At 39.0% G+C, this 24252-nt stretch carries 26 protein-coding genes; 16 read left to right on the top strand and 10 right to left on the bottom strand.

What is annotated here, in order from left to right:
- Positions 1 to 16: 16 nt before the first annotated feature.
- From ACTHJT_RS08150 to ACTHJT_RS08125, 6 genes are all read right to left on the bottom strand, one after another.
- Positions 17 to 583: a hypothetical protein gene (locus tag ACTHJT_RS08150; protein WP_440237507.1), complete on the bottom strand. Its 567-nt coding sequence runs from the start codon at positions 581 to 583 to the stop codon at positions 17 to 19.
- A complete protein-coding gene (gene murQ / locus ACTHJT_RS08145; RefSeq protein WP_440237506.1) occupies positions 576 to 1388 on the bottom strand; it encodes an N-acetylmuramic acid 6-phosphate etherase in 813 nt (270 codons plus the stop codon). Before murQ ends, ACTHJT_RS08150 begins: the two co-directional genes overlap by 8 nt.
- Complete coding sequence (locus ACTHJT_RS08140; RefSeq protein ID WP_440237505.1) at positions 1385 to 2239, bottom strand: hypothetical protein; 855 nt, start codon at positions 2237 to 2239, stop codon at positions 1385 to 1387. Before ACTHJT_RS08140 ends, murQ begins: the two co-directional genes overlap by 4 nt.
- Before the next feature lie 94 nt (positions 2240 to 2333).
- Complete coding sequence (locus tag ACTHJT_RS08135) at positions 2334 to 2585, bottom strand: cytochrome b5 domain-containing protein (RefSeq protein WP_440237504.1); 252 nt, start codon at positions 2583 to 2585, stop codon at positions 2334 to 2336.
- Positions 2569 to 3726: a formimidoylglutamase gene (locus ACTHJT_RS08130; RefSeq protein WP_440237503.1), complete on the bottom strand. Its 1158-nt coding sequence runs from the start codon at positions 3724 to 3726 to the stop codon at positions 2569 to 2571. The genes ACTHJT_RS08135 and ACTHJT_RS08130 overlap by 17 nt, the downstream gene beginning before the upstream one ends.
- 153 nt (positions 3727 to 3879) lie before the next feature.
- Positions 3880 to 4860, bottom strand: coding sequence for a radical SAM protein (locus tag ACTHJT_RS08125; RefSeq protein WP_440237502.1), 981 nt, complete (start codon positions 4858 to 4860; stop codon positions 3880 to 3882).
- A gap of 236 nt (positions 4861 to 5096) precedes the next feature.
- Here ACTHJT_RS08125 and fbaA point away from each other — a divergent pair, with 236 nt between their 5' ends.
- Positions 5097 to 6194 carry a class II fructose-bisphosphate aldolase gene (fbaA, locus tag ACTHJT_RS08120; protein ID WP_440237509.1) on the top strand — a complete coding sequence of 366 codons (1098 nt, stop codon included), beginning with the start codon at positions 5097 to 5099 and terminating at the stop codon, positions 6192 to 6194.
- 142 nt (positions 6195 to 6336) lie between these two features.
- Positions 6337 to 6642, top strand: a complete 306-nt coding sequence (locus tag ACTHJT_RS08115; RefSeq protein WP_440237501.1) for a hypothetical protein — start codon at positions 6337 to 6339, stop codon at positions 6640 to 6642.
- A gap of 61 nt (positions 6643 to 6703) precedes the next feature.
- Here the strand turns inward: ACTHJT_RS08115 and queA are convergent, their stop codons facing one another.
- Positions 6704 to 7750 (bottom strand): tRNA preQ1(34) S-adenosylmethionine ribosyltransferase-isomerase QueA, encoded by a 1047-nt coding sequence (gene queA, locus ACTHJT_RS08110; protein WP_440237500.1) that lies wholly within the window; start codon positions 7748 to 7750, stop codon positions 6704 to 6706.
- Positions 7751 to 7977: 227 nt separating this feature from the next.
- Here queA and ACTHJT_RS08105 point away from each other — a divergent pair, with 227 nt between their 5' ends.
- The 4 genes from ACTHJT_RS08105 (at position 7978) to ACTHJT_RS08090 (ending at position 11556) form a co-directional block, all read left to right on the top strand.
- Positions 7978 to 9363 (top strand): ethanolamine ammonia-lyase subunit EutB, encoded by a 1386-nt coding sequence (locus ACTHJT_RS08105; RefSeq protein ID WP_440237499.1) that lies wholly within the window; start codon positions 7978 to 7980, stop codon positions 9361 to 9363.
- 3 nt (positions 9364 to 9366) lie between these two features.
- Positions 9367 to 10101, top strand: a complete 735-nt coding sequence (gene eutC / locus ACTHJT_RS08100) for an ethanolamine ammonia-lyase subunit EutC (RefSeq protein WP_440237498.1) — start codon at positions 9367 to 9369, stop codon at positions 10099 to 10101.
- A 139-nt stretch (positions 10102 to 10240) separates the two neighbouring features.
- A complete protein-coding gene (locus tag ACTHJT_RS08095) occupies positions 10241 to 10900 on the top strand; it encodes a class I SAM-dependent methyltransferase (protein ID WP_440237497.1) in 660 nt (219 codons plus the stop codon).
- A gap of 71 nt (positions 10901 to 10971) precedes the next feature.
- Positions 10972 to 11556 (top strand): YbhB/YbcL family Raf kinase inhibitor-like protein, encoded by a 585-nt coding sequence (locus ACTHJT_RS08090; protein WP_440237496.1) that lies wholly within the window; start codon positions 10972 to 10974, stop codon positions 11554 to 11556.
- Between the two features lie 94 nt (positions 11557 to 11650).
- On the opposite strand, the gene recA is transcribed toward ACTHJT_RS08090, so the two are convergent.
- The gene (gene recA, locus ACTHJT_RS08085; protein ID WP_440237508.1) at positions 11651 to 12718 is read right to left on the bottom strand and encodes a recombinase RecA; all 1068 of its coding nucleotides are present in this window, start codon (positions 12716 to 12718) and stop codon (positions 11651 to 11653) included.
- A 360-nt stretch (positions 12719 to 13078) separates the two neighbouring features.
- On the opposite strand from recA, the gene ACTHJT_RS08080 reads away from it, so the two are divergent.
- From ACTHJT_RS08080 to tsf, 9 genes are all read left to right on the top strand, one after another.
- Positions 13079 to 13888 (top strand): DUF3108 domain-containing protein, encoded by an 810-nt coding sequence (locus ACTHJT_RS08080; RefSeq protein ID WP_440237495.1) that lies wholly within the window; start codon positions 13079 to 13081, stop codon positions 13886 to 13888.
- Positions 13889 to 13999: 111 nt separating this feature from the next.
- A complete protein-coding gene (locus ACTHJT_RS08075; RefSeq protein WP_440237494.1) occupies positions 14000 to 15334 on the top strand; it encodes a redoxin domain-containing protein in 1335 nt (444 codons plus the stop codon).
- Positions 15335 to 15339: 5 nt separating this feature from the next.
- Positions 15340 to 16026, top strand: a complete 687-nt coding sequence (locus tag ACTHJT_RS08070) for a response regulator transcription factor (RefSeq protein ID WP_440237493.1) — start codon at positions 15340 to 15342, stop codon at positions 16024 to 16026.
- A 13-nt stretch (positions 16027 to 16039) separates the two neighbouring features.
- Complete coding sequence (locus tag ACTHJT_RS08065; RefSeq protein ID WP_440237492.1) at positions 16040 to 17092, top strand: sensor histidine kinase; 1053 nt, start codon at positions 16040 to 16042, stop codon at positions 17090 to 17092.
- Positions 17079 to 17801: an RluA family pseudouridine synthase gene (locus ACTHJT_RS08060; protein WP_440237491.1), complete on the top strand. Its 723-nt coding sequence runs from the start codon at positions 17079 to 17081 to the stop codon at positions 17799 to 17801. The genes ACTHJT_RS08065 and ACTHJT_RS08060 overlap by 14 nt, the downstream gene beginning before the upstream one ends.
- A 93-nt stretch (positions 17802 to 17894) precedes the next feature.
- Positions 17895 to 18338: a 50S ribosomal protein L13 gene (rplM, locus tag ACTHJT_RS08055; RefSeq protein ID WP_440237490.1), complete on the top strand. Its 444-nt coding sequence runs from the start codon at positions 17895 to 17897 to the stop codon at positions 18336 to 18338.
- Between the two features lie 11 nt (positions 18339 to 18349).
- Positions 18350 to 18736: a 30S ribosomal protein S9 gene (rpsI, locus tag ACTHJT_RS08050; protein ID WP_440237489.1), complete on the top strand. Its 387-nt coding sequence runs from the start codon at positions 18350 to 18352 to the stop codon at positions 18734 to 18736.
- A 24-nt stretch (positions 18737 to 18760) separates the two neighbouring features.
- Positions 18761 to 19525, top strand: coding sequence for a 30S ribosomal protein S2 (gene rpsB, locus ACTHJT_RS08045; RefSeq protein WP_440237488.1), 765 nt, complete (start codon positions 18761 to 18763; stop codon positions 19523 to 19525).
- Between the two features lie 98 nt (positions 19526 to 19623).
- Positions 19624 to 20460 carry a translation elongation factor Ts gene (gene tsf / locus ACTHJT_RS08040; protein ID WP_440237487.1) on the top strand — a complete coding sequence of 279 codons (837 nt, stop codon included), beginning with the start codon at positions 19624 to 19626 and terminating at the stop codon, positions 20458 to 20460.
- Between the two features lie 182 nt (positions 20461 to 20642).
- Here tsf and ACTHJT_RS08035 read toward each other — a convergent pair whose 3' ends face one another.
- Both ACTHJT_RS08035 and ACTHJT_RS08030 read right to left on the bottom strand, forming a co-directional pair.
- Entirely contained in the window at positions 20643 to 21518 is an 876-nt protein-coding gene (locus ACTHJT_RS08035) for a leucine-rich repeat domain-containing protein (protein ID WP_440237486.1), read from the bottom strand.
- Between the two features lie 125 nt (positions 21519 to 21643).
- The gene (locus ACTHJT_RS08030) at positions 21644 to 22930 is read right to left on the bottom strand and encodes an aminopeptidase P family protein (RefSeq protein WP_440237485.1); all 1287 of its coding nucleotides are present in this window, start codon (positions 22928 to 22930) and stop codon (positions 21644 to 21646) included.
- Positions 22931 to 22973: 43 nt separating this feature from the next.
- Between ACTHJT_RS08030 and ACTHJT_RS08025 the strand changes: the two genes are divergently transcribed.
- Positions 22974 to 24252: S8 family serine peptidase (locus tag ACTHJT_RS08025; protein WP_440237484.1), on the top strand; the 1279-nt coding region annotated here is incomplete at its 3' end.

The raw sequence follows: 24252 nt of genomic DNA, 5'->3' as shown, positions 1-24252 counted from the left end.
TGGGTATTGTTTTTTGTTAATCTAGTCTCTTTTGAATTAAGCCTTCAACTGTTTTACAAAACACCTGTGGGTTCATGGTCCTCCAGTTCAATAATTCAAGTGTTCCGCCGAAATTGATGTAATAATCAAGGCTGAATTTTTTCCATTCCTCTAAAACATGTTCACGGAAATTAATGGCAGCAATCCAGCCATCTTCAATTTCTTCAAACCATTCTGCATAGTATTCATCATCGCTGCCGTGAAAGTTCATGATGTTCTCTCCGATTAAAATGTATTTAGTAATGCCTTCAGCAAGCAGTAAGTCAATCACATTTCGTTTCAGATGCATAATGTCATTGTGCAGGGTGTCGTTCCATTCGCCTAAAAATTCGATCACAACAACCTGCTCGTCGTAATCTGCAAAAAGAATTTTTATGTATAAGGTTTCAGAGCCTATATAATCCCATAGGGGATGGATATAATATCCATAGATGGAATTGGTGTAGTATTCGGTATTGTATTCCGCTTCATAAAAGGGAGACCGTGGGTCTTCAGCAGAAGAATAATTTTCCTCCCAATTGTAAAACGGTTCAATCTCATGCATGGCCTTTGTATGCGTTTATAGCATTACGTACATTATTACCATTCTCTTCCAGTAACTTCTTTGCCTGCTCTGCGTCAATATTCAATTCATCTATGATCATGCGCACGCCGCGGTCTACAAGTTTTAAATTGCTCAATTGCATATCTACCATCTTGTTTCCCTTTACTTTTCCAAGCTGAATCATAACGGCTGTAGAGATCATATTCAGTGCAAGCTTCTGGGCTGTGCCGGCTTTCATGCGGGTACTCCCGGTAACGAACTCCGGTCCTGTAATCACTTCTACAGGAAAGTCACAGGTTGCTGCAACAGCAGAGCCCGGATTACAAACAATACAGCCGGTATTGATACCAGCTTCTTTCGCTGCCTTTAAACCGCCGATCACATAAGGTGTTCTGCCGGAAGCAGCAATACCGATTACAGTATCTGTTGTATTGATATCATATTCTTTCAGATCGAGCCAGGCTTGTGTGGCATTGTCTTCCGCAAATTCAACAGCCTTGCGTATGGCGCTGTCGCCGCCTGCAATAATACCAACGACCATGCCTTGGGGTACGCCGTAAGTAGGTGGACATTCAGAGGCGTCTACCACGCCGAGCCTGCCGCTGGTACCGGCACCGATATAAAATAAGCGGCCGCCGTTTTTCATGCGCGGTACGATAGAATTGATCAATGCTTCTAATTGCGGTAAAGCTTTTTCTATCGCAAGCGGCACCGTCTTGTCTTCTTTATTGATGTTGGTCAATAAATCTGAAACAGACATCTGTTCCAGGTTTGAATAGTTTGAAGAGGATTCAGTTATATTCATAACGTGTGTTTCAAATGATATTCTTTTAAACCCTGCATCGGGTCGTCAACGATTTTGTCAATTTTTACTTTTTTATCAGCGGCTACTTTTTCCAGGGCTTCTCTTAGATGTAAGCCAATAGAACCAATGAAGCGCACAGGCAGTTTTTCGAAATTATCGTAACGACAAATACAATTGTCAAACAGCAAACGGAAGTTTTCTTCAATCAATCCGTTCAGGTAGGCTTCTGATTTGTGCAGGATGGCAAATGGTGCAAGGGACGCAAGATAACGGTTAGGGAAAGGCTTTTTATATACTTTGTCCATGATATCGCTTTTGCGATCTGCCGTGAATACTTCAAAACGCGCACGTACATCGGCAGGCATAGCCTCACGGATATAATCACGCGCCAGCAGTTTTCCTAAGAAGCCGCCGCTTCCTTCATCACCCATATACAAGCCCAATGAGTTTATATTACGGACGATTTTTTTACCATCATAATAACAGGTGTTTGATCCTGTGCCACTGATGCAGCAGATGCCCGCGTCATCGCCTAGTACAGAGCGTGCCGCAGCAATCAGGTCGCTGTCTACATGTACAGAGCAATTATTGAAAAGCGGAGAGATCGCTCGCGCCACTACGGCCTGTTGTGCGGGTAGTTCGCAGCCGGCGCCGTAAAAATAAACAGCAGTAATTAAATTTACCTGCGGAAGATTCGGTACAAGTTCTTTCTGTAACGCTTCCTGAATTTCTTCTACAGTTTGATAATACGGATTGATACCGGTTGTACGGATTGAGAAATCATGTACTTGATTTTTTCCGGTAAATAACCAGTTTGCTTTTGTTGAACCACTGTCGACGATTGCAATCATGTGTTAGTATGAGTACAGAGTACAGAGTACTAAGTACTGTTTAATTTAAAGTTCTCTTAATTTATACTCTGTACTTAGTACTTTATACTCCGTACTACTTTAATTTCCCTACCACCGTAAACGTATCAAACACATTCTGTGTATGCGGAGCGTCTTTCATTTCATCGGTAAGATCCTGTCCGGCCCAGTGTTCATAATGCTTGCCGTTGCGCCATAGCTTTGACCGCGATACATCATAGATCAATCCATTGAAGGCGCACCAGATTTCCGGTTTATCCTGGCCGTTGCGTAATGCCAGCTGACTTTTGGTATACTCTTTTAAAGGAGCATCAGATGAGTTTAGCATGCGTGTTGATCCAGCGGTATGGCAGTTCGCCTCGGTTAGCAGTTAGGTAATCAGAGTATGCGCAAGGAATGATTGAGTTGCGGGCATACTGATGTTTGTTGTTTGGGAAAGGAACTTCCAGCCACCACTTTTCCGTTTGAAGGTGTTTGTAGAATGTAAGCTGTGAAGGCTCGCCCTGCATAGGTACAATGTACCGTACATATTTTGTGCTTTCAAAATCGGAATCTTCCTTGCGGTTATAAAAACCTTCAATAAAATACCAGATCATTGTAGCAATCACGGAAGCCGTTTGTCTACGTTCGTCAAACAGCGGGTTGTATTCATAGATACCTAAAGAGGTTAGTTTAGAGTTCAGGCCTGCATACCAGCAGATCTGACAGGCTTCTTCGCCGGTTAAACCGAAAGGTTGCGCATTGGCATTGCCTGCAGCATCACTGTGTCTGATCGCAGTGATATCGAAGCTCATCATATCAGCATCACGGATCACTGGTTCTATTTCGTCCAGGTTCTCGCGCATCTGACCAATGCGGTACATTTCGAAATATAATTTTTCAAGAACATTCAGTGTTTCCTGATCGGTCAGGTATGTTTGATACGCAAGTTGTGAAAAGTTGAAGAGGAAATTCGGTTCATGCAGCAGGATGCGGTGCAAATGCGTTTTGCTGATATCTTCCGTTGGAATATTCATGTCAATGTATGCATCCACATTCAATACGCTGATGAGTTTGTTTGAACCGGCGTATGCTTGAAACTGACCAAGGTCAAGATCATGTGTGCCGCCGAACAAAACAGGAATGATGTTGATGCTTAACAAATATTCACAGACTTCCTTGATGCGTAAATAACTTTCTTCCACATTAATCCCTACACGCAGATTGCCCAAATCAACGATGTTGTTGCTGCCGGAGCCTCTGCGCAGAGCATATAGTTTTTTGCGAATTTCGTCTGCGCCTTTTTCTGCACCGCGGTTTGTGGTTGAGCCTCTTTCTTCAGATAGACCAATCAGAGCGATATGTACGCCCTGCAGCTCAGGGAAGCTGTCTTTGTAATACGTAATGGCATTGGCAAAGATGTATGGTTCAAGTAAATCGGAAGGTTGAAGTTCAATAGAAACCGGATCAAAAAAGATGCGAAGATTCATGTGCAAGTCTAAATATAGTTCTATGTAAATATAAGGAAGGAATCGGAAGATTCTAACTCTTTTAGAGAAGCTCTTGCTGATTTAAATTTCTGAAATGAATAAGAAGAAATTACACGAATCATATAAATCAAATAAATCACAGTTCAGACAAATCTATTTGAACAATTCTTTCCACGTGCCCTTTTCAATGCCGTATTTCAATGTACTTGGCAATGCTTTGAACCAGTATTTATTGATCTCTACCGCAAACGATGGCTGCATGTAACAGTTGATCGTGCAGCCTTCGCAGGCAGCTAGTTTGCCTTCCTGCGCAATAACATTTTTAACAGCAGCAGAATGATACAGGTTGTATAAATCGTTGTTGATGGAAAATGCCTCTGTTCCTAAATGATAGCAGGGCAGGACCAATGTATTATCAGGAGAAATGACAAGGGTAGAAGATGCGGCCTTACATACCGGATCAGCAGTGTGGTTGCCGCCATCCAACCGAAGCTGAATAAATGCTTCGTTGATGTAAATATTTTTTTTCTTCGCCCAATGGGCCAGTTCATTCAGATCTTTTTCTTTTAAGCCGTTGCCGATATTAACCTGGTTGTATTCAAATGATGGATTTAAAATCAGCACGAGATCATTCGGCAAACAGATTTCTTCATACATTCTTTTGATCAGATGAATGTTGTGATCAAAGACCGTAAACAGGATATCGGGGCGTTCGCCCAATGATTTCGCCAGTTGGATGGATTCCATGACAAAATCAAAGCAGGCAACACCACGTAAAGTATCGTGCTCTTCTTTGTCGGGTGAGTCAAGTGAAAAATGCAGCATGTCTATTAAGCCTGCTAACCGTTCGGCCCATTTAGGATATAAAAGCGCATTGGTAGTGAGTGTTGTGATCATGCCATGTTTTTTTGCCAGCTTCAGTAACTGGTCTATATCTCTGTGCAGCAAGGGCTCGCCGCCGGTAAAATCAATGACTTTTACACCCAGTTTTTTCAGGTCAGCAATGTTTTTTTCTGCAGTATCAAGCGTTACATAAGGAGACGGCTTTTCCCAGATATCACAAAAACTGCAGGTGGCATTGCAGCGGTAAGTGACATAATAATTGCATAAAACTGGCTTGGAACGTAACCGCATAATGGTGCAATGTACTAAGTTTCCATTCATTTTACGTGAGGAGGAGGCTTTCAGTAAAAAGTGCCTGCCAACATGTTAATATATATTGTTAGTATAATGCAAAAAATAGCCAATTATTACATTTTAAGCAATTTTCGTGGCAAATTGGTGTTCAGTATAAATGCTTTTTTGTATATTTAATCTTCCTTTTCAGGAAAAAAATGTATCCAACTACAAAGAATAATAAACAAAGTATTATGGTTGAAAATGTTAAAAGCAAAGCACTAACTGGCGTTATTACAGGCGACAAAGTTCAGGCGTTATTTGCTGATGCTAAAAAAGCAAAACTTGCATTCCCTGCAGTAAATGTTGTAAGTACTGGTACTGTGAATGCAGTTATGGAAACAGCAAAAGTTGCTAACTCTCCGGTTATCGTGCAATTCTCAAACGGCGGTGGACAGTTTTATGCTGGTAAATCTTTACCAAACGGAAATCAGGAAGCATCTATTGCTGGTGCAATCTCCGGTGCACATCACGTTCATCAGGTATCTGAATTGTATGGTGTAGGTGTTATTTTACATACTGACCACGCAGCAAAAAAATTACTTCCATGGATTGACGGTTTGTTAACTGCTGGTGAAGCGTTCTACAAAGTTCATGGAAAACCATTGTACTCTTCTCACATGCTGGATCTTTCTGAAGAACCATTGCATGAAAACATCGAGATCTGCAAAAAATATCTTGAGCGTATGAGCAAAATCGGTATGACACTTGAAATTGAATTGGGTGTTACCGGTGGTGAAGAAGATGGTGTCGACAATTCTGGTGTTCATCACGATGAGTTGTATACAAAACCTGAAGAAGTTGCTTATGCATACGAAGAATTAATGAAAGTGAGTGATAAATTCACAATCGCAGCAGCATTCGGTAACGTACACGGTGTATATACATCAGGTAGTGTTAAATTAGAGCCGAAAATTTTAAGAAAATCTCAGGATTACATCAAATCTAAATATGGCCGCACAGAAGAGAATCCTTTGGATTTCGTATTCCATGGTGGTTCTGGTTCTTCACAGGCTGAAATCCGTGAAGCAATCGGTTACGGTGTAGTAAAAATGAACTTAGATACAGATTTACAGTGGGCTTTCTGGGAAGGTGTGTTGAACTACTACAAAGCAAACGAAGCATATTTACAAGGACAGATTGGTAACCCTAAAGGCGCTGATCAACCAAATAAGAAATTCTACGATCCACGTGTGTGGTTACGTAAAGGTGAAGATTCATTCGTGGCTCGTTTAAAACAAGCATTTGAAGATTTGAATTCTTTCAATGCAAACGAGAAAATGGGATACTAAATATCTTCAGAATTACTTCTTAAATTTAAGGGATGTGTAAAAACATCCCTTTTTTTATCTCAATTTTCAACATTAGAAACAATAATTGATTATTTGCGTAATGAACGTTATTGGAGTATTGTAAAATGAGGGCGAAACGAATATGGAAAAAATACAGCAGCAGCAGCAAGTAACTTTAATTGAAAAAGAAGCACTGTCTACAATATTATTTTCTAAAACGGATGTTATTGAAGATCCTGTTAAAAGAAGATTAAGACAAATTTACCTTGAGAAAGCAGAGCGCTTAGGCAATGCGTATCATGGTAAAGTAAAGATGACCTTTATGACCGAAGACGGAAAACTCATGATGGTTCATACAACCATCTGGTCGGCCGATCATCAGTATATAACATTAAAAGGAGGAATTCACATACCCACGATATCAATCGTTGAAGTTGAATTCAGTTAAATAAAAAAAGTCCTCCGATAACTATCGGAGGACTTTTTTTATTTAACTATTTTTTTCTCTATCAGATGATCAGCATTACATCACCATAACTTAAGAAGTTATATTTTTCTTTAATGGCAGTTTTATATGCTTTTGTCATTAATTCATAGCCGCCAAATGCACAAGCCATCATATACAATGTAGATTCAGGCATGTGGAAGTTTGTAAGCATTGCGTTTGCAATTTTGAAATCATACGGAGGGAAGATGAAACGATCTGTCCAGCCTGCGTTTTGTTTCAAACGGTTGTTCGCAGAAACAGAAGATTCCAGTGCACGCATGGTTGTAGTACCGATTGCGCAAACGCGTTTCTTTTTATCCAGTGCTTTATTAACGGTCTCCGCAGTTTCTGCAGTGATGATAAAGTTCTCAGAATCCATTTTGTGTTTCGTTAAATCTTCAACATCAACGGTTCTGAATGAGCCTAAACCAACGTGTAAGGTCAATGGAGCAAAGTTTACACCTTTGATTTCCATACGCTTCATTACCTGTTTGGTAAAGTGTAAGCCTGCTGTAGGGGCAGCTACTGCGCCTTTAGCTTCAGCAAAGATAGTTTGGTAACGGTCTTTATCGGCTTCCTCAACCGGTCTTTTAATATATCTTGGCAGCGGAGTTTCGCCAATGGTTTCAATGATTTTTGAAAAATCTTCTGAATTACCGTCGAATAAGAAACGGATGGTACGGCCGCGGGATGTAGTGTTATCTACAACTTCAGCAACTAAATCGCTGTCGCCGAAATATAATTTATTACCTACACGGATCTTACGGGCAGGATCAACCAATACGTCCCAGAGGTGCAGTTCAGCATTTAATTCACGCAGAAGAAATACTTCGATTTTTGCGCCTGTTTTTTCTTTATTACCATATAAACGCGCAGGGAAAACCTTGGTGTTATTCATAACCATGATATCTCCTTCGTCGAAATAATTGATAATGTCTTTGAAAACTTTGTGTTCGATGGTGCCGGTAGCGCGATTAATGACCATCATTTTTGCTTCGTCTCTGTTTGCAGCAGGGTGTTGTGCAACAAGATCTGCCGGAAGGGCAAATTTAAATTCTGATAATTTCATTTAATATTACGGTATTAAATTTAAAATGTAATTGAGCATGCAAAGATAGGAATAATTTAACAGCTTTTCGCTGAATTACAAAAAATGCTTAATAATAGCTTGGTAATTAGACGCTTTTAGTAGGATTTTAAACCAGTCGTAACAAAAGCTTCACTTGTTTATTTCCTATAAACCAATCATCTTTAGTAAGAAGAGCTGATTGGTGATGTATTATAATAAGTGTAGATATGTATAAACATACTGTTCATCGACAAGTATTTATATTTAATACCTTAGCGGAATTGCTGGCGAAGGCATCTCCGATACGATCGGGCGACCAATTGGGCGGACTCGCAGCAACATCTTACCAGGAAAGAGTGGCTGCTCAAATGGCCCTGGCTGATTTACCTCTGACAACTTTTCTCGAAGTTCCGTTGGTTGCTTATGAAACCGATGAAGTAACCCGGCTCATTTTTGATTCACATGACCAGGTCAATTTCAAAACCATTGCCCACCTTACGGTTGGCGATTTTAGAAATTTCCTGTTAAGCAATACAACTTCAACGAATGATTTGACTGCATTGCAAAAAGCAATAACACCCGAAATGGCAGCAGCTGTTTCAAAAATTATGAGTTTGCAGGATTTAATTCTGGTAAGTTCAAAATGCGAAGTTGTCACACGTTTTAGGAATACAATAGGGCTTAAAGGGCGCTTATCCACACGGCTGCAGCCAAATCACCCTACGGATGATCTGAAAGCGATTGCTGCATCTATGCTGGATGGATTGTTTTATGGAAGCGGCGATGCTGTTATTGGCATCAATCCTGCCACAGATAATGTTGCTACTCAAATTCAATTGTTAAAGTTGATTGATGCTGTGCGCCAGCAATACAATATCCCTACGCAATCGTGCATACTTAGCCATATAACCAACACGATTATGGCTATCGAACAAGGAGCTCCTGTTGATCTTGTTTTTCAATCTATTGGCGGAACAGAGAAAACAAATAGCAGCTTTGGAATAAATCTTTCGTTACTCAGGGAAGCGCATGATGCCGCTTTATCACTGGGAAGAGGGACAATCGGAAATAATGTGATGTATTTTGAAACGGGGCAAGGAAGTTCGCTTTCTGCAAATGCACATCATGGCATTGATCAACAAACAATAGAAGCCCGTGCCTATGCAGTTGCAAGGGCCTTCAATCCACTTTTGGTAAACACAGTTGTTGGTTTTATTGGTCCGGAATATTTGTTTGATGGGAAGCAAATAATACGTGCCGGACTGGAAGATCATTTCTGCGGGAAAATTATGGGATTGCCTATGGGGTGTGATATCTGTTATACCAATCATGCAGATGCAGATCAGGATGATATGGATGCTTTACTAACATTGTTGGGTACGGCAGGCTGCAGTTTTATTATGGGAGTGCCAGGTTCAGACGATATCATGCTGAATTATCAAAGTAGTTCTTTTCATGATGCCTTATATATCCGTAAACTTTTGAAGTTACGGCCTGCACCTGAATTTGAAAGCTGGTTGATACAAATGGGAATGATGAATGCTCAACATGAAATCACGGGTGCACGGAATAACATACGCTTTTTAGATGATTTGAATGGATTAATTGTATAAAGTATGGAAGAAGATTATTGGCAAGAACTGCGGAATTTTACACATGCGCGTATTGCAATGGGACGTGCCGGTAATGCTATGCCAACTTCAGAAATATTAAGCCTGCGTATGGCGCATGCGTTGGCGCGTGACGCTGTGCAAGCGGAAATTAAAGCAGATTGGTTGAACGAAAAGCTTTTTCAACTCGGCTTGAATGTCCAGCGGGTAAAGAGCCAGGCCCAGGATCGGGTGGATTATATCCGGAATCCGAATAAAGGAAGATTGCTGCATGGGCAAAGTCGTCAGCAATTGGAATCTTTACGAACGGATAAAACGGATTTGTGCATCATCTTTGCGGATGGTTTGTCTGCAGATGCAGTGAATATACATGCAATTCCTTTTATTGAGTTATTGTTGAAAGAACTGGCTTATTGGAATATTGCACCAATCATATTAGCGGAGCAAGGAAGGGTTGGACTATCGGATCCTATCGGAGAAGCTCTAAATGCTCAGATCTCTTTAATATTATTAGGGGAACGGCCTGGATTAAGTGCTCCAACAAGTTTGGGGGCATATATAACTTATATGCCTCGCAGTGGTAATACCGATGAAAAACGAAATTGTGTTTCCAATATACAGCCAGCCGGTTTAAGTTACCAGCAGGCTGTATATAAAATTTCTTATTTACTGCATGAAATACGTTCACAACAATTGTCAGGCGTTCAGTTAAAAGATAATCAACGGAATGATTTGTTGTAATTATGCGTTCGGTTTTATTACAATTTCTGGCTAATCTGTTAGGAGCATTCACTGTATAAATAAAAGCATATAAATGTAATAGGACTCATACTGCTATGGTTGACATTGTAAGTAAAAAGTAAATTAATCTATTTTAAACGTGCCCGAAAATAAAAACAACGTTGGTAAAGGTTTTGACCGTATTACATTTTTTTACGATGCAATAACATATATAACCTCTTGCAATCAGATCAATAAAAGCCAGCTGGCATTCATTGAAAAGCTGAGTACACAATCAACCGGCTTGGTTGTTGGTGGCGGAACAGGCTATTTTTTGCAGCAATTATTGCAAACAAATAAAACAATTCATGTAACGTATGTAGACGCCTCAGCGAAAATGATTGCTTATGCACGGAACAGGATGTTGACGCAGCTACCGGAAGCATTGCAACGTGTGACTTTCGTTTGTAAACCGGTTGAAGAGCTTGAACCCGGTGTGTATGATGTTATTGTCTGTAATTATTTTTTAGATCTGTTTGATGATGCACATGTGGATACACTAATTACATCTTTTAACAGACAGCTGAGCAAGGATGCATTATTATATGTGACCGATTTTTCAATACCCGGCAATTGTATATTGCGTCTATGTGCACGTGTTGGGTTAAAGGTATTGTATTATTTTTTCAGAAAAATAACATACCTGCCTGCCCGGCAACTACCTTCCATTGATCGGCTGATTAAACGGCATGGCTTTATTGTTACGAGTACAAAATTGTTTTTGCAAGGTATTCTGACTTGCACTGTGTATAAGAAGTAATCTTGCAGTATTATTTGAAACGGCTGCTTTTTTTTATAACTTATATAATGACGAGAATAACGAGCGAACAAATGATAAAGAATATTTTATTGCTGATTTTTATAATTACTACTGGAACGATAATAACGAGGCTTATACTGGTTTCAAAGCAGCAACGTGCAGAATATAATTATCACAAATCAATCCCGCGCACGATTGCATTAAGCTCAGATGATTTTGTGCATGATGAAATGATGCCATCGCCGTTTTCAGGTAGAGGAGACAATAAATCTCCCGAATTGCACTGGAGCAATCTGCCTGGCGGAACAAAATCTCTTGTGTTGCTTATGACAGATTATGATGGTCCGGCACCTTATTTTAAATTAACAACAGTAAGTCATTGGGTTTTGTATAATATTCCTGCACAGGTACATGCTTTGCCCCAGGCAGTTACTGCAAAGCAGCTACAAGCAGATCATATCGCTTCAGGCATTAATTATACCGGCGGCGTTGGCTATGCGGGACCAAAGCCGCCGATAGGTATCCATCGTTATTTTTTCCGTGTATATGCGTTATCAGTACCCGCGTTAGATTTCGTGAATGCTGACAAGCATGAAATCATGGAAGCGATGGAAGGCAAGGTATTGGCTTATGGGGAATTGGTAGGGAAGTTCTGAAATGTATTTATAAAAAGAAAAAGGCATCGGTTCATTTCTGAACAAGATGCCTTTTTGCCATGAGAAATCCTGCGGTAGAATTCGCAGGGGAAGATTATGCTTCTTCCTCTTCGAGCTCCTTCGCTTCCATGGCTGCGGGAACTCCGCTTAATTGTACTTTCTGGCGAATCTTTAATTCAATTTCGTCCTGCATTTCCGGATTATCAAGGAATACCGTGCGTACTGCATCTCTTCCCTGACCCAGTTTCGTTCCTTCATAAGAGAACCATGAACCGGCTTTTGTGATAATACCAAGTTCAACACCCAGGTCAATGATTTCCCCGATCTTGGAGATTCCTTCGCCGTACATGATATCAAATTCAATGACTTTGAACGGAGGCGCCATTTTGTTTTTAACAACTTTTACCTTGGTACGGTTACCTGTAATATTGTCAGCACTTTCTTTGATTTGTCCGATGCGGCGGATGTCCAGACGTACAGAAGCATAAAATTTCAAAGCATTACCACCGGTTGTTGTTTCAGGGTTGCCAAACATAACACCAATTTTTTCTCTTAGCTGGTTGATGAATATGCAGCAGCAGCCTGTTTTGTTAATGGCTCCGGTTAATTTACGTAAGGCTTGAGACATTAAACGTGCCTGAAGACCCATTTTGCTGTCACCCATTTCACCTTCAATTTCAGCTTTAGGTACAAGGGCGGCAACAGAGTCAATAACAATAATGTCGATGGCGCCTGAACGGATCAAATGCTCGGCAATTTCCAATGCCTGCTCTCCGTTGTCTGGTTGCGAGATTAATAAGTTTGTAGTATCAATGCCTAATTTTTCAGCATATGTTTTGTCAAAAGCATGTTCCGCATCAATAAATGCAGCTATACCACCGGATTTCTGTGCTTCAGCAATGCAATGCATCGAAAGCGTTGTTTTACCGGAAGATTCAGGTCCGTAAATCTCAACGATTCTTCCTTTGGGAAGTCCACCGATACCTAAAGCGATGTCAAGGCCCAAAGAACCTGTTGGAATGACAGGTACATCCGGAACAACTTCATCACTCAATTTCATCACGGTGCCTTTACCGTAGGTTTTCTCTAATTTGTCAATAGTCAGCTGTAAAGCTTTCAGTTTTTCGTTTTGCGGATTTGATGCACTTGCATTTTTACTCATGGCTTTGTTGTTAAAATGGTTAAAGATCTTACTTTGAGCGTGCATGAAATATTCTACTCTTTCATGCTGCGTTTTTCAAACAAGGCCGGTTTCTTAACCGACGATACAAACCTATTAAATACTAAAATAATTAGCAAATTAAATACTAATTATTTTAGTATTTAATCTCGGATAGATATTTATCTTGCTAATTTACAAACTTTTATCCAGTAAGGTTTTTAAAATTATCAACATTCAAAAGAATGTATTTTATTTGTTTGAAAGAAAAAAGATGGGAGTATTCCAATAAATGATAGCCTATAAAATATTGGTATATCTTTTGTATCTTATATAATAACACCATTTAACATGTCAGTACCTATGAAACGCTTTTTAGTAATTTCTCTAATTCTGCTTATGGCCGCTTCGTTTACATTCCAGACACAAGCGCCTGTAGCTACCGTCGCGGCATATGGTCCTAAAGAGGCGTTGTCGTATCGTTTGCATTACGGATTCATTACAGCCGGTGAGGCTCGTATTGAAGTAGATCCTGCATTATATCTGATCAATAATAAAGTATGTTATAAAGCTGCTGTTATCGGTTCGTCAACAGGTACATTTGATGTAGCAATGCATATCCGCGATCAATGGACCAGCTATATCGATACTGCTACTAAAATTCCGCAAAGAAGTATGCGTGACATCATAGAAAATAACTACCGGTTAAAAGAGATGGTTATGTTTGATTATAAAAACAATAAAGCAAACGTAATCAGAGAAAGCGGTAAGGAGTTGAGCAAATCCACAGCTGAATATCCAATCTCTGCGAACCTGCAGGATATTGTGAGCGGTGCTTATTATCTGCGTACCCTGGATTATTCAAAAATGGCTACAGGCACTACTATCAGCATGAAAGCTTTTTTTGAAGATAAGCTGTATGATTTTACAGTAAAGTATGTTGGAAAAGAAAAAGTACATACAAAACACGGGTATATCAATGCAATTAAGATTCAGCCTGTGATGCCGGATAACAAAATGTTTGACGGCGGAAATTCAATTCGTATGTGGCTTTCAGATGACGGCAATAAAATTCCTGTCAAAATTGAAGCAGATATGTTTGTAGGAAAAGTTGAAGTTGAACTGAAAGATTTTTCCGGTTTGAAACACCCGATTGTGTTTACGAAAAAATAAGTTCAGCCCAGATTATATTTGCATTACCGGTAAATTAAGAAATTGTTAATATTGGTCAATTCTCTTAACTTACCGGTATTCTCCTTTTAATTCTATTTAAATTTGCATCACATGAAATTCATTAAGCAAGTAGCGTTGGTTTGTTTAATTTTATTGGCTTCAAATGTACAGGCTAAGCCAATTTCAATTAAAGGTAAATTCACACAAACAGGCCACTCTACAATTTATTTATTCAAGTATTTAGGCAGCACGGTTTATGCGTTCGATTCAACCAGATATTCAAACGGTTCATTCGAATTCAAATACGCCGATGTGATTCCTACGGGCTTTTATAAATTGGGCTTTGATAAAACAGAAGCGCTGACGTTGATTGCAGGCTATGAAAGTATTGTCGTTACCGGCAACCTTGATATAGAAAGGAGCATTACAATTACAGGTTCCAAAGAAAACGATGTCTTTGCTTCGTATCAAAAAATCAATCAGACACAAAATACATTCAATACAACCTTGAATCAACAGGCTCAGCAGATCAAAGAACAGCCGGGTATGACTGAAGAACGATTCAGCAATGAAATTGCTGTATTGCGACAAAAAAGTGATTCCCTGAATGCTGTTTATGAAGTTGAATTGAAACGTATAGCAACCGCAAATCCTGCATTGTTTATCACCAAGGTGATCAATATGTTTATATTTGATGGTAAAACGGCAGAGACTTTTTTTACTCCGGCAGAATTCAGTGATAAAGAATATGCGGCAGGAGATATGCTGCCATCAAAAATTCAGGCTTACTACCAATATTATGTACAGCAGGATCTGTATGCATGGAAAGCCGCTGCAGAAAAGTTGCTGGCTTCCTGTGCGGCGGGATCGGATAATAAACAAGTGTTTTATTCTACTCTCATTCCGTTATTTATTCAGAACGATCTGGATTATGCCAAAGGACTTACCAATAACTTTATTAAGGAATTTCCAAAATCAGCAGATGCAAAACAGATCAAGGCCAGTTTTCCTAAAAGTATTTCTGTGGGAGAAGAAGTGCCTAATATTATCCTGACAGATATTAATGGAAAAACACTTGCTTTAAATTCTTTAAGAGGTAAAGTTGTACTGATTGACTTCTGGGCATCCTGGTGTGGACCGTGCAGAGGGGAGAATCCGAATGTTGTTAATGCATATAATATTTATAAGGAAAAAGGCTTCACGGTGTTTAGTGTATCGTTAGATACCAATAAAGACCAGTGGCAGGCTGCAATTAATAAAGACGGCTTGATCTGGCCAAACCATGTATCAGATTTAAAAGGATGGCAATCGGATGCTGCTAAGCTATATAATGTAAAAGGAATTCCGGCAACATTCCTGATTGATCAACAAGGTAAGCTGATTGCTGCAAACCTTCGCGGAGAAGATCTGCATGCGAAACTGGCGGAATTATTAAATAAACCATAGTATAAATGAAAGCGAACAATCGGATTTTAGTGGTAGATGATGAGCAAGATATAATTGAATTACTTGAGTATAATCTTACAAAAGAAGGGTATGATGTTCGCAGTGCCAATAATGGTTTAAAAGCGATAGAAGAAGCAAAAGAGTTTTTACCCCAGTTGATCTTAATGGATATTATGATGCCTAAGATGGACGGAGTTGAGGCTTGCCGAAAAATCCGTGAAATACCGAAATTAAAAGAATCCTATATCATTTTCCTGACAGCCCGTTCTGAAGAATTTTCAGAGATTGCAGCATTTGATGCCGGAGCAGATGATTTTATTACCAAACCTATAAAGCCGAGAGCACTGATCAGCAGAGTTTCTGCTTTTTTCCGCAGAGGAGTAAAGAGCACAAATGAAAAGGAAAGTGTTGTGATTAAAGATCTGGTTATTGACCGTTCAAGCTATACCGTGATGAAAGGGCCGGATAAAATCATTCTTCCTAAAAAAGAATTTGAACTGCTCTATTTTTTAGCGAACAGGCCAAACACGGTTTTCAACCGGGATGAATTATTGAAAAACATCTGGGGAACTGACGTATATGTTGTGCCAAGAACTGTAGACGTACATATCCGGAAAGTAAGAGAGAAAATTGGGGAGGATTATATAACAACTATTAAAGGAATCGGTTATAAATTTGCAATCGATGAATAATTCCTTTCTGTAAATGACCCATCCCCGCAATGTAGCCTTATTTCTGGGTTTGTTTGTAACGCTGCTCACTGCAGGGCTATTATATATCTATTCTGTAATCCCGGCCATTCACGGATGGCAGTGGATGCTGTTTTTTTTATTCGCATTAATATCGGGTTCTTCCTATATATTGTTAAACATTACTTTATATAAGGAGCTGGATACGATTTCAGATATGCTGCGCCCGTTTAAAAAGAAAGAGGCCAACCCGGAACGCAACAAATATATCAATACAACCGACCCTATTGTCAAAATACGAAAGGAGTTATCGGATTTTGCTGTTCAGAAACAACGGGAGATTGAAGAGCTTAAAAAGCTGGAGACTTTCAGGCGTGAATTTTTGGCAGACGTCTCCCATGAACTGAAAACACCTTTATTCGCCGCCCAGGGATTTGTACACACACTGATGGAAGGAGCAATGGATGATATCAATGTACGGGAACGGTTTCTTCAAAAAGCAGCTTTCAGCCTGGATGGACTCAATTTATTGGTTGAAGACCTGATTACCATTTCGCAATTGGAAAGCGGTGAGATTAAAATGCATTTCCAGAATTTCGATATCCGGAAACTGACAGAAGACATTTTTGAACAACTGGAAGATGCCGCCCAGAAACGTGGTATCCGGTTAAAGTTCAATAAATATTCTCCCAAATCCTGTTATATACATGCTGATAAATTGCGCATCGGGCAGGTTGTTACCAATTTGATTGTCAATGCTATAAAGTATGGCAACGACAATGGAACGGTTATCTTTTCCTATACCATAGAAAATGAATCGGTATTAATTTCAGTGAAAGATGATGGTCCGGGTATAGAAGAGACACATTTAAATCGTATTTTTGAGAGATTTTACCGGGTTGAAAAAAGCCGCTCCAAGGATAAAGGCGGTTCCGGACTCGGATTGTCTATAGTAAAACACATTCTTGAAGCCCATGATTCCAGGATCATAGTTTCAAGCAGGGTAAATGAAGGCACGGAATTCCAGTTCCGTTTAAAGAAAGGAAAAGTAATAAATGAAAAAGGTTGAGATTAAAGAATTAATCATTTTTGAAAATGATGACTATTTTTTTATCAATAAACCTCCATTTATATCTTCACTCGACGAGCGTTCAGGCGGGGCTACAAGCATTATAAGGATGGCAAGGGAATACTGGCCGGATGCGCAGCTCTGCCATCGGATAGATAAAGAAACTTCTGGCGTATTGGCTGTAGCTAAAAATCCGGCTGCATACAGACATCTCTCTATACAGTTTGAATCCAGGCAAGTAACCAAGGAATACCACGCGGTAGTAAATGGCACGCATGACCTGGATGGGGTAGATGTATACCTGCCTATTTTAGCTCTCCCTACCGGAACGGTTAAAATTGATAAAGCCAAAGGAAAAATCGCCGAAACGATCTTCTTTACCATACAGGCATTTAAAAAAGCCACTTTGGTGCGTTGTTTACCCATTACCGGTCGTATGCACCAGATCCGGATTCACCTTTCTACCCTGGGAGCTCCCATTGTAGGGGATGAAATCTACGGAGGGCTACCCTTATATCTTTCAGAAATCAAAAGAAAAAAATTTAATTTAAAAAAAGATTCTGAAGAAAGACCCCTGATTCAGAGATTTGCGTTACACGCTAATTCTCTGATATTTACAGATATGAATGAGCAGATTTTGGACATAAAAGCACCCTATCCGAAGGATTTTCAGGTGCTGGTAAAAAAATTAGAAGAGTATTCTTCATGATTTTTTTGAACTTGGTTTGCATTTAAATATCTAAACAGATATCTTTGTATCCCTTTTTGAATTGAAGGGCGAATTATTTATTGATTTAAGAAAATGGATAGCATTAGCTACAAAACAACGTTTGCAAACAAAGCTACAGTTCAGAAGGACTGGGTTGTTGTTGATGCCGCAGGTAAAACACTAGGTCGTTTTGCCAGCCAGGTTGCAATGATTTTAAGAGGAAAGCATAAGCCTTCTTATACTCCACACGTAGATTGCGGTGACAATGTCATCATCATCAACGCTGAAAAAATTCGTTTGACTGGAAATAAAATGAATGATAAGGTATACACTTCTCATACAGGTCATCCAGGTGGACAACGTTTTCAGACACCAAAAGAAACACTAGCAAAATACCCTGAAAAAGTTCTGGAAAGAGCTATTAAAGGTATGTTGCCTAAAAATCGTATCGGTAGAGAATTGTTCAGACATGTTCACGTGTTTGAAGGAACTCAGCACCCGCACGAAGCACAACAACCTAAAGTTATTCAACTGTAATTATTGTTTAGATGGAAGTATTAAACGCCATTGGAAGAAGAAAGACATCCGTAGCACGTGTTTACCTGCAATCAGGTAAAGGCGCTATCGTGGTAAATGGTCTTGATTTCAAAACATATTTTAAAACCGAGCCTCTTCAGATCTCTGTTCAGAGCCCTCTTAACCTGGTTTCTGAAGCCGGTAAATATGATATTAATGTTAACGTACAAGGCGGTGGTATTACTGGCCAGGCTGAAGCGATCCGTTTAGGTATCGCTCGTGCACTTGTACTTGTTAACGGTGAATTTAAATCTCCTTTAAGAAAAGAAGGTTTAATGACTAGAGACTCTCGTATGGTAGAACGTAAGAAATACGGTAAGAGAAAAGCTCGTAAAAGATTCCAATTCAGTAAACGTTAATATTTCTCTCTATTTTATAATACGATGGCTAAGAAAATCGAATATAAAGACTTATTGGATGCAGGCGTTCACTTTGGTCACCTTACTCGTAAGTGGAATCCAAAGATGGCTCCATATATCTTCATGGAGAAGAATGGCATTCATTTAATCGACTTAAATAAAACATTAGTTTGTTTAGACGAAGCTAATACTGCTCTTAAAAGCATTGTTCGTTCAGGACGTAAAGTTTTGTTCGTTGCAACAAAAAAACAAGCTCAGGAAGTAGTTACTGCTGAAGCTAAAAGATTGAAAATGCCTTACGCAACTGAACGTTGGTTAGGCGGTATGTTGACAAACTTCGCAACAGTTCGTAAATCATTGAAGAAAATGTCTTCAATGGAGAAAATGATGAAGGATGAAGCATTCAACTCTTTAAACAAAAAAGAAAGACTTGTATTAAGCCGTGAAAAAGAAAAACTTGAAAAAGTATTAGGCGGTATCGCTGACTTAACACGTCTTCCTGCAGCTATCTTTGTTGTAGATGTTAAAAAAGAACACATCGCGATCGCTGAAGCTAAAAAATTAGGTATCCCTGTATTTGCAATTGTAGATACAAACTCTGATCCTACTATTGTAGACTTCCCGATTCCTGCAAACGATGATGCATTCAAATCTATCTCTATCTTAACTCAGGCAATCGGTCAAGGAATTGAAGATGCGCTGTCTGAAAGAAAAAGAGAAAAAGATGACGCTAAATTAAAAGAAGACGAAGAATCTAAGAAAGCTTCTGATAGAGCTGAGATTCAATAATTAGTTTTCTAATTCATAGTTAAAATTGAACATTGGTCTCCAATGTTCAATTTTTTTTAAAAACAAATCAATTTCAAAAACAACAAACTCATTTGATCATGTCAACAATTAGTGCAGCTGAAGTTAATAAGCTAAGAACAATGACTGGTGCAGGTATGATGGATTGCAAAAAAGCTCTTACTGAATCAGGTGGAGACTTTGAAGCTGCTATCGATATTCTTCGTAAAAAAGGACAAAAAGTATCTGCTGCCCGTGCAGAAAATACAACTTCTGAAGGTATTGTTTCAATCACTGTTTCTGCAGATGGTAAAAACGGTAAATTAATCGCGCTTGCTTGCGAAACAGAACCTGTTTCTAAAGTAGCTGATTTTAAAAACCTTTCTGAAGCTATCATGGCTGCCGCTGTAGCTAAAAAACCTACTACTGTTGAAGAACTTTCTGCTTTAGCTTTAGCAGACGGTCGCAGCATTCAGGAGCACATCATCGACCTTACAGGTAAAATCGGTGAGAAAATTGCTATCGCTTCTTATGTATCCATGGATGGTGAGCAGGTTGTACCTTATGTACACTCAAATGGTAAATTGGGTGTATTGGTTGCATTGAAAAACACTGGCGGAAAAGATTTCTCTGAGGCTGGCAGAGATGTAGCTATGCAAGCAGCAGCAATGAAGCCGGTAGCACTTGATAAAGACGATGTAGATCCTAAAACGGTTGAACGTGAAATCGAAATCGGTAAAGAACAAGCTAGAGCAGAAGGTAAACCGGAAGCAATGCTTGAAAAAATTGCTTTGGGTAAATTGAATAAATTCTACAAAGATTCTACTTTATTGAATCAGGAATTTGTAAAAGATAACTCTAAATCAATCTCTCAAATGTTAGATGGTGTTCACAAAGGATTAACTGTTTCTGCATTTGTACGAATTTCTTTGAGCTAATTTATAACTCATTTTCTTATAGTAAAAAGCTCCCGTTAATAACGGGAGCTTTTTTATTGGAGCATCATTAGCCTCTCTCCTGGTAGGAATTTTACCAGAAGTGCAAAATAAAAAGAAAGGCCCCCGATAATTATCAGGGGCCTTTCTTTTTATTTTATAAAGCTGGTTGTAAGATTGATTATTTATTCAAACGATATCTGTGTGTTTGGTAACAGCGTTTTAATGCGTTGCTGCTCTTTAGCTGAAATCTCATTACCTACCAGTATAAGCTTTTTCAGGTTTTTTAGATTTTCAACTTCTGCAGGTAATGTAGACAGCATGTTTAATGCTAAGTCCAGCGTTTCAAGCTGTGTTAATGTTCCAATATTTGGAGGTAAAACTTTCAAACCATTTTGGCGAAGCGTTAATGTTTTAAGGTTCTTGAGGTTTCCGATTTCTGCAGGTAAGGTAGATAACTGATTCTTGTTTAGATTTAATTCTTTAAGAGAAGTAAGTTTACCTATTACCGGTGGTACCAATGTAATTCTATTACTGCTTAAGTCCAGAGAGATCAGTTTGTCAAGGTACGCCCATTTCTGTGAAAGTGTTACTAATTTATTGTTGAACATATTCAACTTAATTAAGTAAGTGAAGCTTTCAACACCATCAGGTAGATCTGTTAAAATTTTTGAGCTAAAGTCTGCGCAATAAACAATTTCAGGTTCAACGAATGCTGATTCCATGTTAAAGCATTCACCAGTACACAGTTCGTCTATTTTTTCAGATGCTTCTTCTTTGCCATACACCATTGAATAAATTAAATCTGAACAAAGCTCAGAACTAACGAAGCCCATTTTCTTTCCTAATAATTCTTTGGAGTATGCTCTGTAATAATAAGCATCCCCGAATTTAGGATTCATGCTGATAGCATTGGTAAAATCTCCGATTGCTTTGATATAATCCTTTTGATTTAAGCTGTTTAAGCCAGTTTCATAATAGTTTTTTGCATCAGGCTGATTGAAAGATGATCCAAAAATCATTATGGTTGCGACAGTACAATATGTAAATAATTTTTTCATGACTTTGTTGAGCTTTATAACCCCTAATAAAAGCGAAGTAATCTTTTTAACGAAAAAGCAATTATGTAGGTTGTCGATTTCTGTATTAAATTTGAACTAAAAACGGTCTTTTTCTAACATGCAAATTATGAATGCATTATACTTTCAATTTCATCAATTTCGATGGGAATATGTTCCATTAAATCTATGTTTCCATTGCTAACTACCAGAATATCATTCTCTAAGCGAATTCCGATACTTTCTTCCCGGATATAGATTCCCGGCTCTAAAGTTATCACCATACCCTCTTTTAGGGGGGCGTTTTTTACATGTACATCATGCACATCCAACCCTAAATGATGACCAATTCCATGCATAAAATATCGCTTGTATGCCTGCTCTCCGTTCGGTTTTTCTATATCCTCCTGTTTCAATACATTAAGTTGAATCAATTCGCGCGTCATTAATTTGCCTGTCTGAATGTTCAGTTCCTGTAAGGTAATACCAGGTCGGATGATTTTTTTAATCTCTTTGAAGACATTCAGTACAGCGGTATAAACCTCCTTTTGTCTGGAATTGAATTTACCGTTAACCGGAACAACCCGGGTTAAGTCTGAGGCATAGTTACCATATTCAGCGCCAAAGTCCATGAGAATAAGATCTCCGTCGTTACAAACCTGATCATTCTGAATATAATGCAATACGCAGGCATTGGCACCGGAGGCGATAATCGGTTGATAGGCATGCCCTCTTGAACCCTGCCGCACAAATTCATAGATGATATCGGCTTCAATTTGATATTCCCGCATACCGGGTTTGATGGTTTTTAAAATCCGTTCAAACGCGGCTTTGGTTATATCACATGCCTTCCGGATTGTGTCGATCTCAGCAGGATCTTTTACAGATCGTAATGCGTTTGAAATCGGTGCCAGGCGCTTGAGCGCATGTAAAGGATAATTCGTTTTACAGGATTGAATGAATCTGTCGTTTCTGGTATCGATAAGTTTTTCAGCACGGGCATGTTCATTCTGATCGCAATAGATGTTGGCTGCATCATAGGCCAATTGCTTGAATACAGTGTCGAATTCATGGAACCAGAATACTGTTTCAATGCCGGAAAGTTCTCTTGCCTTGTCTTTAGTCAGTTTATTACCTTCCCATATCGCGATATGCTCATTGGTTTCAATAATAAACAATACCTCTTTGTATTTGGGTTCAGTAGAATCAGGAAATAAAACAAGGATGGTATCTTCCTGGTCAATACCCGAAAAATAAAACAGATCGTTATTTTGCCTGAAGGGCATTGTGCCATCAGCATTTGTAGGGTACACATCATTGGAATGAAAGACAGCAATAGAAGATGCGTCTAACATCTCAGCCAATTTTCTTCTATTTTGAATAAAAAAGCTTTTATTGATGGGGGTGTATTTCATTTTGACTAAATTTATACTTGAAGTAATTAATAATTGGACGTATATGCAAACTATTCAGCGATCTATTATCGTGTGTTCTTTTTTTATTCTATTTGTTTTTACTGGTTATGCTCAAACTCAAAAATACTGGATTTCATTTGATCATAAAGAGATCAATGGGTACGACTATAAAAAAGCATTAAGCGAGCAAACAATTGTTAATAGAACTTCATTGAATATTCCATTGATTCAGGTAACCGATATTCCTGTTACAGCTGCTTACAAATCATCCTTATCAGATTTAAATATATCTATTGTAGCAACATCAAAATGGTTAAATGCAGTAACTGCTTATTTAACGAGAGAGCAGGTTGAACAAGTGAAGGCGCTGAGTTTTGTTACATCGGTTGAACCGTTAAATATATACATGGTAGGTACATCTACAGCTATAGATGTTAAACCGGAGCTTATGCATACTGCTTTGAAGCAAATGAAAGCAAAAAGCTTTACACAAGCAGGCGCGGATGGTTCAGGGATCCGGATTGGTGTAATTGATGCAGGTTTTTATCGTTTGCAGGAAGATGCGGCAACAAAGTACCTGGTAGAAGATCAAAAAATATTAGGACAAAGAGATTTTATAGATCCAACACGCAAGGATCTTATTACGGTGGCCGCGACATCTTCGGATGATCATGGCAGACAAGTAGTCCGTATGATTGCCGGTTATGATACATCCATCAAAGCCCAGTATGGCATGGCCGTGAATGCATCATTTTATTTAGCCCGTACAGAGAACGGAGATAGAGAATACCGTGGTGAAGAAGATATGTGGATCATGGCGATGGAATGGATGGATAGCTTAGGCATTCGTTTAATCAGCACGTCTTTGGGTTATGCAACAAAAATGGATGACCCGAATGATAACTATAAGCAATCGGAGATTGACGGTAAAACAGCCCGTATTACGAAAGCTGCACAGATTGCTTTCCAGGATAAAGGAATTTTCCTTACTGTTTCAGCAGGTAACGAAGGGGATTCTGAATGGAGAATTATTTCTGCACCGGCAGATGCTGAAGGTGCATTATCGGTTGGTGCTACCAATTCAATAAACTGGGATCGGATTTATTACAGCAGTATTGGTCCGGAGAATTTGCCTTATCTGAAACCGAATGTATCGTGCTTTTCACCGAATGGAACATCGTTCTCTTGTCCTGCTGTAGCAGGCTTTGTGGCTTGTCTGATGAAATATGATCCTACATTAACCAATGTCCAGTTAAAAGAAATCATGCAGCGTTCCGCGCATTTATATCCTTATGGAAACAATTATATAGGCTATGGCATAC

The organism is Cytophaga sp., assembly GCF_051961495.1.
Lineage (GTDB): Bacteria > Bacteroidota > Bacteroidia > Cytophagales > Cytophagaceae > Cytophaga.
Note: the sequence above shows the minus strand (reverse complement) of the source record. Positions and strands in the feature narration are given on the sequence as shown.

What these genes read in the sequence shown, in the direction of transcription:
- ACTHJT_RS08115 (WP_440237501.1), top strand. Translation starts at nt 6,337, where the DNA reads ATGGAAAAAATACAGCAGCAGCAGCAAGTAACTTTAATTGAAAAAGAA.
- recA (WP_440237508.1), bottom strand. Translation starts at nt 12,718, where the DNA reads ATGAGTAAAAATGCAAGTGCATCAAATCCGCAAAACGAAAAACTGAAA.
- rpsI (WP_440237489.1), top strand. Translation starts at nt 18,350, where the DNA reads ATGGAAGTATTAAACGCCATTGGAAGAAGAAAGACATCCGTAGCACGT.
- ACTHJT_RS08030 (WP_440237485.1), bottom strand. Translation starts at nt 22,930, where the DNA reads ATGAAATACACCCCCATCAATAAAAGCTTTTTTATTCAAAATAGAAGA.
- ACTHJT_RS08080 (WP_440237495.1), top strand. Translation starts at nt 13,079, where the DNA reads ATGAAACGCTTTTTAGTAATTTCTCTAATTCTGCTTATGGCCGCTTCG.
- murQ (WP_440237506.1), bottom strand. Translation starts at nt 1,388, where the DNA reads ATGAATATAACTGAATCCTCTTCAAACTATTCAAACCTGGAACAGATG.
- ACTHJT_RS08150 (WP_440237507.1), bottom strand. Translation starts at nt 583, where the DNA reads ATGCATGAGATTGAACCGTTTTACAATTGGGAGGAAAATTATTCTTCT.
- ACTHJT_RS08125 (WP_440237502.1), bottom strand. Translation starts at nt 4,860, where the DNA reads ATGCGGTTACGTTCCAAGCCAGTTTTATGCAATTATTATGTCACTTAC.
- ACTHJT_RS08105 (WP_440237499.1), top strand. Translation starts at nt 7,978, where the DNA reads ATGTATAAACATACTGTTCATCGACAAGTATTTATATTTAATACCTTA.
- rpsB (WP_440237488.1), top strand. Translation starts at nt 18,761, where the DNA reads ATGGCTAAGAAAATCGAATATAAAGACTTATTGGATGCAGGCGTTCAC.
- ACTHJT_RS08075 (WP_440237494.1), top strand. Translation starts at nt 14,000, where the DNA reads ATGAAATTCATTAAGCAAGTAGCGTTGGTTTGTTTAATTTTATTGGCT.
- eutC (WP_440237498.1), top strand. Translation starts at nt 9,367, where the DNA reads ATGGAAGAAGATTATTGGCAAGAACTGCGGAATTTTACACATGCGCGT.
- ACTHJT_RS08135 (WP_440237504.1), bottom strand. Translation starts at nt 2,585, where the DNA reads ATGCTAAACTCATCTGATGCTCCTTTAAAAGAGTATACCAAAAGTCAG.
- ACTHJT_RS08140 (WP_440237505.1), bottom strand. Translation starts at nt 2,239, where the DNA reads ATGATTGCAATCGTCGACAGTGGTTCAACAAAAGCAAACTGGTTATTT.
- ACTHJT_RS08090 (WP_440237496.1), top strand. Translation starts at nt 10,972, where the DNA reads ATGATAAAGAATATTTTATTGCTGATTTTTATAATTACTACTGGAACG.
- ACTHJT_RS08065 (WP_440237492.1), top strand. Translation starts at nt 16,040, where the DNA reads ATGACCCATCCCCGCAATGTAGCCTTATTTCTGGGTTTGTTTGTAACG.
- ACTHJT_RS08130 (WP_440237503.1), bottom strand. Translation starts at nt 3,726, where the DNA reads ATGAATCTTCGCATCTTTTTTGATCCGGTTTCTATTGAACTTCAACCT.
- tsf (WP_440237487.1), top strand. Translation starts at nt 19,624, where the DNA reads ATGTCAACAATTAGTGCAGCTGAAGTTAATAAGCTAAGAACAATGACT.
- rplM (WP_440237490.1), top strand. Translation starts at nt 17,895, where the DNA reads ATGGATAGCATTAGCTACAAAACAACGTTTGCAAACAAAGCTACAGTT.
- ACTHJT_RS08035 (WP_440237486.1), bottom strand. Translation starts at nt 21,518, where the DNA reads ATGAAAAAATTATTTACATATTGTACTGTCGCAACCATAATGATTTTT.
- ACTHJT_RS08060 (WP_440237491.1), top strand. Translation starts at nt 17,079, where the DNA reads ATGAAAAAGGTTGAGATTAAAGAATTAATCATTTTTGAAAATGATGAC.
- queA (WP_440237500.1), bottom strand. Translation starts at nt 7,750, where the DNA reads ATGAAATTATCAGAATTTAAATTTGCCCTTCCGGCAGATCTTGTTGCA.
- ACTHJT_RS08070 (WP_440237493.1), top strand. Translation starts at nt 15,340, where the DNA reads ATGAAAGCGAACAATCGGATTTTAGTGGTAGATGATGAGCAAGATATA.
- fbaA (WP_440237509.1), top strand. Translation starts at nt 5,097, where the DNA reads ATGGTTGAAAATGTTAAAAGCAAAGCACTAACTGGCGTTATTACAGGC.